This is a genomic window from Nostoc sp. (assembly GCF_036919675.1).
Classification (GTDB): Bacteria; Cyanobacteriota; Cyanobacteriia; order Cyanobacteriales; family Nostocaceae; genus Nostoc.
In genome coordinates this window covers 1-15,771 of sequence record NZ_JBALCP010000119.1, presented here as the reverse complement: position 1 = coordinate 15,771, position 15,771 = coordinate 1, and the positions used below count along the sequence as shown (strand labels likewise).

The window sequence follows — 15,771 nt, the reverse complement described above, 5'->3', positions numbered from 1 at the left end:
TATTAACAGAGTGCCCTTCTGAACACAACACCAAACACAAGAGGCCAAGAAACTTATGACAAAGCTAAAAGTCGAATTAGTTGACGTTTATTGCCGAGATACCGAAGATGTAACCGGTGCTGACGATTTTTATCTCATCGGTGGTTTGGTTGGAGGACAAACCACCAAGGCAATTCTGACAACTCCGATTAAAATCAATGATAAGCAAAAGAAATCTTTCAAACCAGACCAAACTGTTTTATTTGAGGGCGAAATCCCACAAGGGCAAAGCATCAAAGGCGGACTAAAGGCTTACGACGAAGATGCTGCAAAAGACTGGGCTAAGTACGGTGAGACAGTTAAAAAGATTAGTAGTGCTATTTCAGGTGCTATAGCAGCAACAGGTCCACAAGGAGCTGTTGCGGGAACGATACTTTCAGCAGCTACAACCGCGGCAAGCTGGATCGGTTCTTTGGATAAAGATGATTTACTCGGTACTACCGAATTAGAAATTTCCTCCACAGGACCCTCGCATGAAGAGCGAGCCTGGGTAATATCCAAAAAAAGCGGTACGGGCTGGTCTACCTGGGACTACACACTTACCTATCGTATTAGCCGTTCCTAGAGGACTGATTAATTACAGTATGAGCGCCTGATCTGGGAAGGGGCGTTAGCAAGAAAGCTTACGCACCTTCTTAGGTGTCTGTGCGATGTCTACGATGGTCACTGAGCTTGTCGTACCCCGTAGGGGAAGCAAGCTACGCGCAGCGTCTCGTAGAGAAGTGCGGGCTGTTTGGCGTCGCGTCTTTGTTAAGCATTTGAATTGAGACAGCTTTGAAGATGTAAAGCGATCGCTAATCTTTGCCTTTGCCAGTGCGATCGGTTAACAACACTATACTGATTTTTGATTGTAAAAAGAGCGATCGTGTAGGGCGATCGCTCTTTTAATTGCAGTCAGTGCGATCGCCACTTTATGATAAAATTTTGCTAATTCCGTAGGCTACGCTTAATCTAATCCCAAATGCAATATTTAGGGAAAAACACCCTTACAGCATTTGTCAAAAGTTAGTATCTTTAGGTTGAAGCGATCGCTTTGAGATGACCATTTTGGATACCGGGCTACCAAAACTACTAGTTGCAGGGTAGCTAAATGTACAGCAATACACAGCAAGTATGGGGCATAGTACAGTAGTATAGAGCAAGTATAGGGCGTATTTATAGTAACTATGGCGTAAAGTTTTTCAACATAGACACACCACACTAGTTATAATTTCCTATAAGTTGAAAAAACTCTTAAGATTTAGCGTGATTATTACGCTTCTTTCACACCGACTAGCTGACAACCACATTAGGAGGACTATCTATGGCGCTTGTACCACTGCGGCTGCTGTTGGATCACGCAGCTGAAAACGGTTACGGCATCCCAGCTTTCAACGTTAACAATTTGGAGCAGATTCAGGCGATCATGAAGGCTGCTGTCGAGACAGATAGCCCCGTAATTTTGCAAGCTTCACGCGGCGCTCGTAATTATGCAGGAGAAAACTTTCTCCGCCACCTGATTTTGGCAGCCGTAGAAACCTATCCTCAGATTCCCATTGTCATGCACCAAGATCATGGTAATGCGCCTGCTACCTGCTACTCAGCAATTAAGAACAACTTCACCAGCGTGATGATGGATGGTTCTTTAGAAGCTGATGCGAAGACCCCCGCTAGCTTCGAGTACAACGTCAATGTTACCCGCGAAGTTGTAAATGTAGCTCATGCTTTGGGTGTCAGCGTTGAAGGTGAACTCGGTTGTTTGGGTTCTCTAGAAACTGGTGCTGGTGAAGCTGAAGATGGTCACGGGTTTGAAGGTACACTTGACCACTCTCAACTGTTAACTGACCCCGATGAAGCTGTTGACTTCGTAGAAGCAACCCAAGTAGATGCTTTGGCAGTTGCCATTGGCACTAGCCACGGTGCTTACAAGTTTACCCGCAAGCCGACTGGGGAAATTTTGGCAATCAGCCGCATTGAAGAAATTCACCGCCGTCTGCCTAACACCCACTTGGTAATGCACGGTTCTTCTTCTGTACCTGAAGATTTACTTGCACTGATTAACCAGTATGGTGGTGCAATTCCTGAAACCTACGGTGTACCTGTAGAAGAGATCCAAAAAGGTATTAAGAGTGGTGTACGTAAAGTAAACATCGACACCGACAACCGTTTGGCTATTACTGCTGCTGTCCGGGAAGCTTTGGCTAAAAAACCAGAGGAGTTTGACCCCCGTCACTTCCTCAAGCCTTCTATTACATATATGCAGAAGGTTTGTACTGAACGCTATCAGCAATTTGGTACTGCTGGCAACGCAAGCAAGATCAAGCAAATTTCTTTGGAAGATTTTGCTACTAAGTATGCTAAAGGTGAACTCAACGTTGTTACCAAGTCAGCTGCTAAAGTTTAATTTTGACAACGAATAAATAGGGGCACAGTGCTGCTATGCTCCTAAAAGACTGAGGATTCTTAATATCGGCATAAACCGGGTGGTTACCCGGTTTTTTGTTTTATTCCCAGGTAATGGGCATTGGTTATTTCCCCCCTGCTCCCCTGGTTACTGAGCGACCTGTCCTGAGCTTGCCCTGAGCGGCGTCGTAAAGCCTGCGGCATAGCTTCGCTTAAGGCGCAGCCTCTCGTAGAGAAGGGCGCAGCCGAAGTATTGCCTTGAGCATACCCCTATGGGGATCTTGCTAGCAAGAGCATCTCCAAGAGTTGCCGAAAGGAGCCGTTCGCGCAGCGTCGCGTAGGGAAGGAAGTCGAAGTATGCTTCCTCATCCGCCTTCTAGCACCTAAAATACTCGATGTTGTAAAGAGGGCATTTGACGGCGGACTTGTTCGAGCCTAGTGGGCTTGATTTGTGCGATCGCAATTCCCGGCTTTTCCCCAGCATCGGCTAAAATTACGCCCCAAGGGTCGATAATGACGGCGTGTCCGTGGGTTAGACGGCGGGCGTAGTTATTGCCTGCTTGGGCAGGAGCAATGACGTAAGCGGTATTTTCGATAGCTCTGGCTTGTAGTAGTACTTGCCAGTGGTCTTTGCCAGTAAAGGCGGTAAAGGCAGCGGGAATAAAGATAACATCAGCTCCCTTATCTGCTAGATGACGGTACAGTTCAGGGAAGCGGACATCATAACAAATAGAAAGTCCTAAATTACCGAGTTTTTCTGAGAAATAGACGGGGGGTAGTTGCGTGCCAGCCACAACAGTGCTGGATTCACGATAGGTGTTCCCGTCAGGGACATCAACATCAAATAGATGTACTTTATAGTAGCGGGCAAGTTCTTGACCGTTCGGGTCGATAAGTAGAGTGGTGTTATAAACTTTGCCTGTATTGTCTACAGGAAGTGGAAAGCTGCCGCCCAAGATTGTAATTTGAAAGCGTTGAGCCATTTTTTTCAGAAATTTTTCACTTTCAAGAGCGATCGCATCCCCTTGGGCGAGTTTGTCTTTTTCTTCTCCCATATAGGAAAAGTTTTCTGGCAAACCTACCAATTCAGCACCTTGACGCACGGCAAGCTCGATTAATTCTTCTGCCTGGGCCAAATTTTTCTGTAAATCTGGCACACTGGTCAATTGAATAGCGGCGGCTAAATAAGATTTCATAGGTTCAACAACGAACAGTTGATTTATGGAAGATAGATTATCAAAATATATCGCTAGTTAAACATTTGTGGAATTTAATTAGAAATGTGTTAGCGAAGATTTTCTTTAATAGACTTGTTTTATTGCTGATCTTAATATTCCTCTGGATTCTAGCAAACTGATCAAGATTAAGATTAGGTTGTGATTAAACCCTGATCAAAACTACCCGCTGTGGATATTCCTATTCTCATTCAAACATTTATCGCTGTGTTTGTCCTGGCAGATGCTGTGGGCAATATACCAATTGTTTTAGTTTTGACTAAGGGCATGATGCCAGACCAAAGAAACAAAGTTATAGATAAAGCAATTATCATTGCGATCGCAGTTCTTTTGCTATTTGCCTTTGCAGGGCAAGTAATTTTAAATTATTTGGAAATCAGTATCGGCTCTTTGCGAATAGCAGGAGGACTATTGTTGCTGTTAATTGCTTTGCAAATGCTGCGGGGAGAATTAGATCAGCCGATTATTGAGGAAGGACGCGATGTCGCAATTACTCCACTAGCTTTACCACTGCTAGCGGGACCGGGGACTTTGACAACGGTGATGTTGCTGATGTCGAAATCACAGAGTCCGCATATTGCTGTGGCGGTGGGTATCTTAGGGGCGATGTTTATCACTTGGTTGATTTTGCGTTTAGCAAATCTGATCGACCAGTGGATTGGTGCAGAAGGTGGAATAATTGTGACTCAACTTTTGGGTTTTTTGTTGGCGGCGCTAGCAGTGGAAATTGGTAGTACGGGAATTAGGGAGTTGTTTTTGAGCTAGAAAACTCCTAAAATTATTCGCGATCGCAAACTGTATAGAAATGTAAATAAGTTTGAAAGACGAGAAATTCGCGCCTCTCAAACTTGTTTATAAAAATTAACCTAAACTTAGAACAACATGGATAACTCAAGAGGATTTTATTGCCGATTGAGTTTCAAAGATACTTTTCGAGGGTGGAAGCTAATGTAGTTTTAGGCACAGCGCCCACCACCATATCCACTTTTTGTCCACCCTTAAAAATCATTAATGTGGGAATGCTGCGGATGCCGTATTGACTAGCAACATTAGGATTTTCATCTGTATTGACTTTTACGACCTTAATTTGACCTTTGTACTGTTCGGAGATTTCATCGACAACAGGAGCTACCATACGGCATGGTCCGCACCAGGGTGCCCAAAAGTCAACTAAAACTGGTACATCGCTGTCGAGTACTTCTTGCTTGAAACTAGAATCGGTAACTTGTGCGGCTGTTGACATGCCTAAAACCTTCGCCAATAATATCTGAACTTGGTGAAAATTCTACCATAGCAAAAACCTCAGCTTGGAAGTGCGAGGATGTACATTTGCAAAGAAGCTCTAGAATTTATTTATAAACATAAGGAACCGCCCGAACAGTAGTCCGGGCGGAGTGTGGTGTGAGGAGTGAACGGAAACATGCGTCTCCGCTATTTCTATTGTAGGCGACATATCGGATTTTTCCAGCAATTGTTTAGGGGCCTGGAAAAATTTATTCCAAAATTAGGTATTGGGCACTTGTACATTGGGCATTTATTATTTCTTCCCCATCTCCTTCATCTCCCTACTCCCTACTCCTTTATTTCCCCATACCTAATTGTTGAGCTTTTTGATAAACTTTACCCTCAGTTAATAAAGAAGGCGCAATCACAACTTCCACTTGTTGCATTTCTTTAATATTTTTAGCTCCTAAGGTGCCCATACTCGTCTTTAAGGCTCCTAAAAGATTGTGAGTGCCATCATCTAGTCCTGCTGGCCCAACGAGTATTTGCTCTAGGCTACCAGTGGTGGCAACACGAATGCGGGTGCCACGAGGCAAGACTGGGCTGGGAGTCGCCATACCCCAATGATAACCTCGTCCTGGGGCTTCGGCGGCTCTGGCAAAGGGGGAACCAATCATCACACCATCAGCACCACAGGCGATGCATTTACAAATGTCGCCACCGGTGATTAAACCGCCATCAGCGATGACGGGGATATAGTTGCCAGTTTCCTTGTAGTAATCATCTCGTGCCGCAGCACAATCAGCGATCGCAGTTGCCTGTGGCACACCCACACCCAACACGCCACGAGACGTACAAGCAGCACCAGGCCCAATTCCCACCAGTACCCCAGCCGCCCCAGCTTTCAACAAATTCAACGTGACTTCGTAAGTCACGCAATTCCCCAATACTACGGGGATAGGCATGGAACGGCAAAATTCTGCTAAATCAAGTGGTACTAAAGACTCTGGTGACAAATGTGCAGTAGAAACTACCGTAGCTTGGACAAAAAATAAATCTGCCCCAGCTTTTGCCACCGCCTCACCGTATTTACTTGCACCGGCTGGAGTTGCACTCACCGCCGCAATACCACCTTGTTGTTTAATTTCCTGAATACGTTGTTCAATTAATTCCGGCTTTATTGGTTCGGCATAGAGTTCTTGCATCAAGGCAACAAATTCATCTTTCCCCACAGAGGCAATCCGATCTAATATTGGCTCTGGGTCAGCATAGCGAGTTTGAATCCCCTCTAAATTGAGGACACCTAATGCTCCTAACTGTGACAAACGTACAGCCATGCGAACATCTACTACGCTATCCATTGCACTGGCAATTATCGGGATTTCTCGCTCAATATTGCCAATACGCCACTTAGTATCTGCCAAACTGGGGTCTAGTGTTCTGTTACCGGGGGCTAGAGCAATTTCATCTATTCCGTAAGCTCTGTGAGCTGTTTTTCCCCGCCCAAGTTGAATTTCCACGCTTTAACTTTTCTCAAATCTGTTTAAGCTAGGGTATCAAATTGTGAGATAGATTGGGACGTTTTTTTTCCGAACTACACAGATAAATTCGAGTTACCCAAGCCGTCGCTCAAAACTTTGGTGGACGCAAAGTATGCACCAAGGAAGCAAATGAGCAAAAGTTGTTAATTGGTTTGAAGGTTAGTGTTGTTTGAAGGTTACTGTTGCGCTAGTTTTTCGATAATTGGACTTTGATGTGTCTGTTATTACTAAGTTAATGTCAAGATGATTGGCATTAGTTCTCTTAATTTCCCTGTATTGACTAAGGTCAAGCTCATACAAATTCTTATAAATGATTCCAAATTGGAATAGTTTGTATTGTTTCAAATCGATAAACCTTCTGAATATGAAGATTTTCAATTCCATTATCCAAAATCGTTTGACTGAGCGACTTGTAACGACTTGTACTGAGCTTGTCCTGAGCTTGCCCTGAGCGGCGTCGTTGGCGCAGCCTCTCCAAGAGTTGTAGCGAAGTCGAGGTAAGCCAAAGTCCAAAATCCAAAATTGGTTTGATTTATCGTTTATTTTTAGCTGCATCCACACCAGTGTAACCAGTGGCTAACCAAAGTATCGCTCTGGCTCCATCGCGAATAGATTTTTCGATAGATTCAGGAGGTTTTTCGGAAGGAACTGGCACTGGTTTTAAATAAATACCCCGACTACCCAAAATAATTTCGCCGATGACACAAGCCCGGCGCATATGGAAGTCTGAAGTAATCAAATAAACGCTTTTAATGCCGCGAGCTTGCAAATCATCCACCAACGTAGTAAAATTGGTAACGGTATCTACAGCTTCATAGTCCAAGTGTAAACGTTTGGGATCAACACCAGCTTTGGTAAACACTCGTTGGGTGAATCTAGGTGGACTACCTCCAGTAATCCAAATTGGTATATTTGGATGCTCTCGAACAAATTTTGCTGTAAACTTCTCTCGCTCTAAATGTCTCGTTGAACCACCTAACACTACAACTGCTTGCGGCTGTACAAATTGGTTTTGTACTTCTTTGTATCCCCACCAGATAATTAAGGGTAGGACAAAAGCCATAAAACGAAAATATTTACCTGTAAAGAGTAGCTTATTCAAGGCTGGATAACTTTATTTACTGAGTCCCTAATTTTCTCTGGCTAGAAAAAAACAACAATTGATATGTAGAGTAGCAAACTCCTCAAAAATCTGCCCAAATTTATATTTGAATGGTTTTCATGTTACAGCGCGATTAAGCGTGCTTGAAGTTTTCCTCTAATTGATGGATTATCCTAACCTGTATCGGACAATCTATCAAAGGGTTGTAGCAGCTTGTTGGAGAACCCCATTTAGTGGTACATTGTATTTTTTTAACCGCCCACTGTTGCAAAACCCAAAGTTACAACTCATTCCTTGGCTGTTCGAGCATCAGCGCTCTATGGGCTTGCTTAAAGCTGTTCTGTCAACGACACCGATGCAACGCTGCAAGGTCTCTTGACATTCTGGGCTGATGCTTTAACTTGATACCAATCGCGAGATACTCCGAAGTTCTGAGTGCTGGAAGCCGGCGCTTAACTTCTCTCCATCCCACAAGAAATAGTTGGATATTTTTTTACTTAGAACTCCCTAACTAAAAACAACTTTGTTAGGAGACATTACCCTTAGAAAATGAAAATATAATTAGCATCTATTCTACTCACTAGTTGCTGCTTCCAGCCAGACTTCCACATCATCTGCTAATAACTTCTGTGCAGCCTCCAGCATTGATGTTGCTATGTCTTTGAGGTCTTCGCGGTTGTTCAAGTAAGTTTTCAACGCTTCCATTGGGTCGATGCTGCTACTTGCACTCAATTCAGGAATCCGGGGTCGAGCTAATTGACTGACTAATTCTGCTTGAATGGTGTAGGTATGAGCGGCACTTAAAGCAGTATGTAGAGAAGAACTGTCAATTAAATCCATCTGTTCAGAGCGGAGTTTGTAAATTAGCCGCACTACTGCATCTTGAATATCATATTTGGCGATCGCTTTCATTAATACTGCCTGGGGATCATCTGCTTTCGAGACATCCACTTCAATGGTGCGGAAAGTCCGAACTGTTAAGGGACAAAATTCCCACTCAGCGCTCCCCCGCTCCAGTTCTAACATCACATAGCCTTTGTCTTCTTTTTCTTCACTAAAATCCACCCGCTCAATACTCCCTGGATAAATCACCGGCGGGTTGTTGGATTTATTCAGATTTTGGTGGCGGTGGACATGTCCCAACGCTACATAATCAAAACAAGGTCGCGTCAGCAAAGATAGGGGTAGAGTAAAGCCTTTACCTACTGCCAAAAAGCGTTCTGCGCCCAAGGTAGCATTGTCAGACATCAAGTGAGCCAGAAGGACAGTTGGCACATCAGGGTCAAGACGGCGAATTTCCCCTTCCAAGACAACTCTCAGGCGTTCCGTTAACAGTTGGTTGACTTCTGCCAAACACAAACCTTCAGTCTCTTGGCGAGTCATCAAGGTGGAACGAGTTAGCCAAGGGAGGGTGATTACTTGCACTTTGCCATTGCGGGTTTCGATGCGGTGAGTTGTTAATGTATCACCAACAACAAATCCTGGCACTCCCAAAGTCCGGTAAATATTTAAACTCGCTCCTCCCTGTCCTTGGGAATGTTGGTCATGGTTACCTACCAACAGCACTGTTGGAATATTGGCATCCATGAGACGGCGAAACTGGCTGGCAAAAGCTTGTTGTATATAGGGCGGTGGTGTAGCATCCGGGAAAGCGTCACCACCAAATATCACCATATCGACAGCATCTATCAGCGCTCTGTCAATACATATAGATAGGGTGTTGACAAAATCCTCCAACCGTGTATTTAATCCAGTCACAGGATTAATTCGTCCGTGGGAAAAGCCGCTTCCCATGTGGATGTCGGAGAGGTGGAGGATTTTGATCATATTTGTCCTTTGTTCTTTGTCTACATATTAATGACAAATAGCTATTGAGAACTGTCTAAATGTCTAAAACTTACCAATGACTCGTCAATCAATTTTGGATTTTGGATTTTGGATTGACCCCGGCAAGATTGGGTATGGGGCAAGCCGAATTTTAAATTGAGAATTTTGGATTTGTTCCGCCCACGTTAGCGCAGCGGGACGTTCGCGTTAGCGTCTCTAAGAATTGTCCGGGGCGGGGCATGAACCAAAAAATCTTTTATCTAAAATCTAAAATTCGTAGTCAATATTCTAAGTCTTTACCCTGCTTTAATTGTATACTTTACAGCATTAATTTTATAAAATTTAGACAAAAATCTCCACTTTATGAAAAACTTTACTTAAAACTTAAAGTAAACTTAAGAACATCTAAATTGCATAATCGAATTAAATCAAACTCTTGTGGGTGGGCCGAAAAGCCCGTGCTAATTATGCTTTGGTTTTTGTGGAACAGCTGATCAAAAAAAAGCCTGTTTTGATTAACTTCTAGTAATCGGAAGCGAATGAGTAACCGCATAAATCCTGCAATTCAGCAAAAAATCAAGGATTGGAGGGATAAACTTGCTGGTTCAAGTAACAGTAACCCACTACTTGACTTCCGAAAGAGCAAAAAGCCAAAAAAATTGACGTTGTTACACCACCTTTAATCTTATTTAATAACCTCGCTGGATATGAATCTGAATCAATTTCCTTTAAGGAGTTGAGAACTAACCAAGTCTAACTCAGGTTTATGCAATGCTTTTGGTAACACCTCCGGTGTACGCAATCTTAATTATCAGTTAATTGCGGCGTGAATGTGACAGTTCTATTGAGCGTAGACGCTTCTTCGGCTTGTCGTCAGACATCGCTATTAGTAGTTTTTGCCTGATAGCGATACCACCACATCACAAAACCAGTAACAAACAGGATTAGCGGTGCAAGTCCCACAAAGACGTAGAGAATACGTGTTGGTAAGCCACCAAAAGTACCAAAATGCAATGGTATAAATGAGTCTAAAACTTTGTCGCCCAGAGATTTCTTGAGTGCATCTTCGATCTGAATAGTCTTACCTGTGTATTGGTCTAGGTACACACCTGAACGACCTAAGATTGCCTCTTCATGAGAATATTTCTTACGTATATAGATAGCTGCTTCCGGGGTTTGAGGTAAATAAACAGCAGTGGTAACGGTATTTGGTAGGGCGGCATCTGCTTTTTGCAGCAATTGTGTTAGGCTTAACGCCGTTGAGCCAGCAATGGGTTGGGAAACCGGGTCAGGTGGATTAGGAGTGAAAGTAATCGCATAAATAATCGGTGTAACGAAGCCTCTAAAATTCAAATAGAATCCAGTAAAACCTGTTAGTGCCAGAAACACAGCGGCAATAATCCCTGCTACTTTATGAATATCAAAGTTGACTCGTTTGGGATGTGCATTTTTCCATTTGATCTTAAAACCAGAAATGAGTTTTCTCCATCCAGACCAGAGGATGATACCTGTAATACTGAGGATAAAGAGTAATAGTGCGGCTACCCCCATTATTTGGGTTCCAGTTTCGCCAGCAAGCAGTTGTTCATGTAGTTCAAGGGTGAATGTCGTGAATGTGCGATCGCTAACACGGCTGCCCATAATTGCACCACTGTAGGGATTGACATAGACTTCTATGGTTTCGCCTTGTGGGGGTTCGAGGTTGAGTTGATAAGGAGCATCTGGTTCTTTTGGTGTGTAGATGGTTTGAACTTTGAGTTCTGGCACTTTGCTGTATGCTGCCTTAACAGTATCTAGTACTGACTCAATGGAAACTCGTTGTTCAGAGGGGATGACGTGTCCAATTTGACGAGTGAGCAGAAACTCATCGATTTCAGGAGTAAATACTAGCAAGCTACCTGTTAAGCCAACGATGATTAACAGTACTCCCACGACTAAGCCAATATAGCGATGTAATTTGAATACAAAATTGCGAACTGTTTTGGCGTTCATGGTAGAGTTTCCCGGTGTTCTTCTATGATTGAAGTGGAATGTTCATTTGAGGGGTCTTCCTTGATGCAACTGGAAGAGTATTTCAACGTGCTTGCACCCGATGACATCCGACTCAAAGGAACCCGCATTGGGATTGAGAGCATTCTTTACGAGTACATCTATCGCTGCAAAACACCAGAAGAAATTGCCGAACAATTTCATACGGTGACTTTGGAACAGGTTTACGCCACGATTTTGTATTACTTGCATCATCGGTCAGAGGTTGATGTGTATCTGGCAGATTGGTTGGAATTTTCTCGAACCATGCGCGAACAACAGCAGCGAAATCCTTCTCCTGCCAGGATGAGGTTTCGGCGGATGCAGGAAGAAAATGCTCCCAAGCAGTTACAGGAAAGCTAATGGCAATCCGGTATCTATTGGATGAACATCTCAATCCGGCATATCGTTCCCAACTTGTACGGCGTGAACCTGAGTTGGTTGTGCGGATTATTGGGGATTTAGATGCACCCCCTAAAGCCACCCTAGATCCAGAGATTTTGATTTGGTGCCAAACCAATGGATTTATATTGGTGACGAACAACCGTAAGTCGATGCCAGGACATTTGGCCAACCATTTAGCTTCAGGTTGCCATGTTCCCGGAATTTTCACGATTGATACAAACCAAAGCATTGGGCAAACCGTTGAAGAATTGATTACTATTGCGGGAACTTAGTTTGAGGATGAATACCAGGATCGAATTGAATATCTACCCCTGACCTGATAGCGCATTCTTTACTCCTTTACCCCTTTACCCCCTTACTCCTCACTTCTCCTAAAACTGCCACGAAATCGTGCCCTGCACGACTAACGGATCGCCATAGTAAACATTCAACTGGTTCCGAATAGATTCAAAATAGTCTACGTCAAACAAATTCTTGAAATTAATCGCTGCCCGGAATCTGTCTTGTTTATAGAAAATGGCAGCATCGGTGCGGAGATAACTGGGCAAAGTGTAAGTATTGTCTGGATCTGCTTGTCTATCGCCAACGAAAAACACTCCGGCACCCACGCCAAATCCTTTTAGAGCACCCGATTGAATTTCATAGGAAGTCCAGATGTTGAAGCTATGTTTGGGAACATTGGTCGGTATGTTACCTACCACACTAGGATTGGTGTCTTTGGTAACTTCTATATCCGTGTAAGCGTAGCCCGCAATCACGTTCCATCCTGGGGAAATTTCACCACCAATGCTGAATTCAACCCCCTTGCTGCGTTGCTCACCTGTTTGGATGGAGTAGCCTAGATGAGCTGGCTCTGGATCATCCGTTAAGACATTGGAGAGTGTCAGGTCGTAGTAGGCAAGGGTCGCAGAAAGTCTATTGTTGATATCTCCTTTGATGCCAACTTCATAGGAAGTGCCGTACTGTGGGTCAAATAGACTGCCATCAAAGGCGGTTCCACTGTTTGGCGTAAAGGCACGACTGTCGCTGGCATACAACGAAATTGCTGGAATCGGTTGATAGACAAGACCAACACGGGGACTAAAGGCATGATCAGATTGCGTTTGTCCCGTTATATTACCCTGATCATCATCCCCTGAGCTTTGGTTGAGTGTATCAAACCGCAAACCCAATAGCAGTTTCAGATTATCAGCCAGTGTCACCTGATCTTGAACATAAATACCTAGTGTATCTGACGATTGGAAATTCCGATCAATCGCAACATCACCGAATGGCTGGCTACCGTACACCGGGTTGAACAGATCAAGGGCAGCAATTTGGGGGTCATTATTGCTGGTAGTACTGTTTAGCCTGGTGAGATTAAAACCTGCAACCAATTGATGCCCAATGCTGCCGGTAGCAAACTTACCCACCACATACGTGTCAAGATTATAGACACTGTCGTCATTAACACCGTAGCTGTAGAATCTAGTTAGAGTATGCTTATCGTCCTCTAAGGTGTCGGCACCGACATCATTTTTGTACCGTTGAGCCGATGTAAATGCAAAAGCGTTACGTAGCTGCCAGTTATCATTAAAGCGATGTTCGAGATCGTACCCAACACGAAGGGTACTTTGATCGATTGTACCAAACGGCTCCGATACGTTGCGATCGCGCGGTATTTTGCCATTGGGATTGAGTAGGACACTCCCCTCAGCGGGAAGCCCCTGCTGACCAGACTTTTTGGGTCGAACCTGATATTCGCCGGAGAATGTAATCTTGGTGCGATCGCTAATTTGCCAGGAGAGCACAGGGGCTACAAAGTATTTTTGTTCATCATAGAAGTCAAGGAAACCTTCTGTTGTCTGAGCCGCAAGGTTAAGACGATACAACACCGTCTTGTTGGGATTGAGGGGACCTGTCAGGTCTATGACACCGCGATAGAAATTGAAGCTGCCAGCAGAGACTTCTGCCGCGTAGTATGGTTCACTCAGGGGTTGTTTGGTGACATAGTTAATCACCCCTCCCAAGGAACCCTGACCATAGAGAACCGAGGCAGGTCCTTTGAGCACTTCAATCCGTTCGATATCAGCCGTATCACTTTGATAGATATTATTACTGTCTCTCAACCCGTTTCTCAGGATATCACCACCAGCCAGCACCAAAGCCTCGGATCACAGGTTGATCAAAACTTCCACGGGTTGATGAATTAGCTCCTTGGGCTACACCGGGTACATTTCTGAGGGCTTCAGCCAGGTTCCTCACCTGCTGATCTTCTAGCACTTGCCGGCGTACCACCTGAATCGACTGGGGAATGTCACGCAAGGGCGTATCAGTTTTAGTAGCAGTTGAGCCATCTGTGACGCGATACCCATCTTGTTCACCCGTCACCACCAACTCAATTGGCTGATCACCAGATGCTGATGGTTGAGTTGGCTGTGTCTGGTTTTGTGGCTGCTGTGTTTGGGGCGTTTGGGGTGGCTGTTGTGGAGAAGTCGCCGTTGCAGCAGTTGATATACCAAAAACCAGCCCGGCATTATCATCAAATAACTCAACCGTAGGCATAGCTGCAACACCCACCACCGTGACTCGCACAGTATTTGCATCAATATTCGTTACTGTTATCTGAGTAATTCCCGCAAGCGGTTTCTCCGAACGAAATGTGAAAGCATTGCCATCAGCTAAACGTAACTGCACACCTGACACATCTGCGATAAAATTATTACCAACACTGCGATTTGTAACTTGCAGCTGAGTACCAATAGATGTCTCTAAAATCACCTCCACGCCTTTGTCAGTGGGATTGGCTTTCACAGACGTTATTGGTATAACTTCATCCTCCTGTTTCTCTCCTTGGTTCAGTGTTTGTACTAGTAATAGTTGGGCGTTGGTGATTGGGGTTTTGAAGTCGCTCAATTGCCGAATTTTTCGCTCCCCCCAATCCCTTTTCAAAAGCAAGACTTTTTTGCCCTGCTTTTCCCCCTTTCTAAAGCTCCTGCCAAGATATGAAGCTTTTACTTGTTGATTGAAACTCTCAATACCTTTTTGGGACAATTGATCTCGATTCTCCAGTATCGCCTCTGCCCAAGCAGCTTGAGTTACTAGGGTGCTGATAATTCCGACTACACTTGCTGCAAGCATAAAACAGATATTATGCCAATTTTTCATCCCACTCCTCACACAGTTTTGATTCAAAACCTTATTGCAGATATTTATTAATTGCAATGAAGCATAGTCTAAAACGGGACTCGTGGTTTGGTCTATCCCGAAAAGGGATCATAGTCCCGTCAGGGACTTTTTACCTGACAAACATTCACTCGGTGTAATACCAAACTTGTGTTTGAAGGCAGCAGCAAAGTGTCCAAGGTGGGCATAACCAACTAAATTAGCAACTTCGGCAACAGTCAAGTGACTACCGCGTAAGAGTTGCTCTGCTTGTTGCATACGTTTATCAGTCAGATAACCGAATACTGTTGTGTTAAATAATTGTCGAAACCCACGTTTGAGAGTGCGATCGCTCACCCCCACCAGTTGTGCTAATTCCAGTAGCGATGGTGGATTCTCTAAACGGCAGAGCAAAACTTCCCTGGCATGATAAATTCGGGTAATAGTTTCGGGCTTCAGTCCTGGTGATGGTTGCAGTTCACTTTGATCTACCAGAATAGAACTTAAGTGCAACCCGAGCAGTTCTGGCACTCTTGCCTGCAAAAACACCCGCTTAGTGATTCCTTGATAGGGACAATTGATGATTTGCTGTGCCGCAGAGTTGATAGCAGCCGTCTTTTTAGGCTGTAGCATTGTCTGCCAATCATTACCCTTTGTCAGTAGGCTGAACTGGGAAGGAATTTCACCATCTGCTGTTGGGAAAAAGGTTCTCAATAGCTCAGGTGGCATATGAATATTAATAAACACACTCCCAATACGGTTCGGTTAAGCTCTAAGCGGTACTAAGAATAGAAAAAGTGAGTGTTTCTAATTTAGCTCCTTGCCCTCTATGTATCGGTTTCTT

General features: G+C 44.2%; 14 protein-coding genes. 5 read left to right on the top strand and 9 right to left on the bottom strand.

Annotated elements, in window-relative coordinates:
* Nucleotides 1-55: 55 nt before the first annotated feature.
* Nucleotides 56-604, top strand: coding sequence for a hypothetical protein (locus V7K49_RS26610; RefSeq protein WP_334874203.1), 549 nt, complete (start codon nt 56-58; stop codon nt 602-604).
* A 738-nt stretch (nt 605-1,342) separates the two neighbouring features.
* Nucleotides 1,343-2,422, top strand: coding sequence for a class II fructose-bisphosphate aldolase (fba, locus tag V7K49_RS26605; RefSeq protein ID WP_335208300.1), 1,080 nt, complete (start codon nt 1,343-1,345; stop codon nt 2,420-2,422).
* A gap of 382 nt (nt 2,423-2,804) precedes the next feature.
* Here the strand turns inward: fba and V7K49_RS26600 are convergent, their stop codons facing one another.
* A complete protein-coding gene (locus V7K49_RS26600; protein WP_334726356.1) occupies nt 2,805-3,617 on the bottom strand; it encodes a carbon-nitrogen hydrolase family protein in 813 nt (270 codons plus the stop codon).
* A gap of 210 nt (nt 3,618-3,827) precedes the next feature.
* Between V7K49_RS26600 and V7K49_RS26595 the strand changes: the two genes are divergently transcribed.
* Nucleotides 3,828-4,421, top strand: coding sequence for a MarC family protein (locus V7K49_RS26595; protein WP_273763648.1), 594 nt, complete (start codon nt 3,828-3,830; stop codon nt 4,419-4,421).
* A 154-nt stretch (nt 4,422-4,575) separates the two neighbouring features.
* Here the strand turns inward: V7K49_RS26595 and trxA are convergent, their stop codons facing one another.
* The 5 genes from trxA to V7K49_RS26570 form a co-directional block, all read right to left on the bottom strand.
* Nucleotides 4,576-4,899: a thioredoxin gene (gene trxA, locus V7K49_RS26590; RefSeq protein ID WP_069070846.1), complete on the bottom strand. Its 324-nt coding sequence runs from the start codon at nt 4,897-4,899 to the stop codon at nt 4,576-4,578.
* 337 nt (nt 4,900-5,236) lie between these two features.
* Nucleotides 5,237-6,400 (bottom strand): GuaB3 family IMP dehydrogenase-related protein, encoded by a 1,164-nt coding sequence (locus V7K49_RS26585; RefSeq protein ID WP_298910068.1) that lies wholly within the window; start codon nt 6,398-6,400, stop codon nt 5,237-5,239.
* A gap of 553 nt (nt 6,401-6,953) precedes the next feature.
* A complete protein-coding gene (locus tag V7K49_RS26580) occupies nt 6,954-7,484 on the bottom strand; it encodes a YdcF family protein (RefSeq protein ID WP_334874539.1) in 531 nt (176 codons plus the stop codon).
* A 612-nt stretch (nt 7,485-8,096) separates the two neighbouring features.
* Nucleotides 8,097-9,350 (bottom strand): exonuclease SbcCD subunit D, encoded by a 1,254-nt coding sequence (locus V7K49_RS26575; RefSeq protein WP_335208299.1) that lies wholly within the window; start codon nt 9,348-9,350, stop codon nt 8,097-8,099.
* A gap of 873 nt (nt 9,351-10,223) precedes the next feature.
* Entirely contained in the window at nt 10,224-11,342 is a 1,119-nt protein-coding gene (locus tag V7K49_RS26570) for a PepSY-associated TM helix domain-containing protein (protein WP_335208298.1), read from the bottom strand.
* A 63-nt stretch (nt 11,343-11,405) separates the two neighbouring features.
* Here V7K49_RS26570 and V7K49_RS26565 point away from each other — a divergent pair, with 63 nt between their 5' ends.
* Both V7K49_RS26565 and V7K49_RS26560 read left to right on the top strand, forming a co-directional pair.
* Nucleotides 11,406-11,741, top strand: coding sequence for a DUF433 domain-containing protein (locus V7K49_RS26565; RefSeq protein WP_335208341.1), 336 nt, complete (start codon nt 11,406-11,408; stop codon nt 11,739-11,741).
* Nucleotides 11,741-12,055: a hypothetical protein gene (locus tag V7K49_RS26560; RefSeq protein ID WP_335208297.1), complete on the top strand. Its 315-nt coding sequence runs from the start codon at nt 11,741-11,743 to the stop codon at nt 12,053-12,055. Before V7K49_RS26565 ends, V7K49_RS26560 begins: the two co-directional genes overlap by 1 nt.
* A gap of 99 nt (nt 12,056-12,154) precedes the next feature.
* Here the strand turns inward: V7K49_RS26560 and V7K49_RS26555 are convergent, their stop codons facing one another.
* The 3 genes from V7K49_RS26555 to V7K49_RS26545 all read right to left on the bottom strand — a co-directional run bounded on the left by V7K49_RS26555 (nt 12,155) and on the right by V7K49_RS26545 (nt 15,656).
* The gene (locus V7K49_RS26555) at nt 12,155-13,924 is read right to left on the bottom strand and encodes a TonB-dependent siderophore receptor (RefSeq protein ID WP_335208295.1); all 1,770 of its coding nucleotides are present in this window, start codon (nt 13,922-13,924) and stop codon (nt 12,155-12,157) included.
* Nucleotides 13,908-14,930: an AMIN domain-containing protein gene (locus tag V7K49_RS26550; protein ID WP_335208293.1), complete on the bottom strand. Its 1,023-nt coding sequence runs from the start codon at nt 14,928-14,930 to the stop codon at nt 13,908-13,910. Before V7K49_RS26550 ends, V7K49_RS26555 begins: the two co-directional genes overlap by 17 nt.
* A gap of 108 nt (nt 14,931-15,038) precedes the next feature.
* On the bottom strand, nt 15,039-15,656 hold the full coding sequence (locus tag V7K49_RS26545) for a helix-turn-helix transcriptional regulator (RefSeq protein ID WP_335208291.1): 618 nt from the start codon (nt 15,654-15,656) through the stop codon (nt 15,039-15,041).
* Nucleotides 15,657-15,771: the final 115 nt, after the last annotated feature.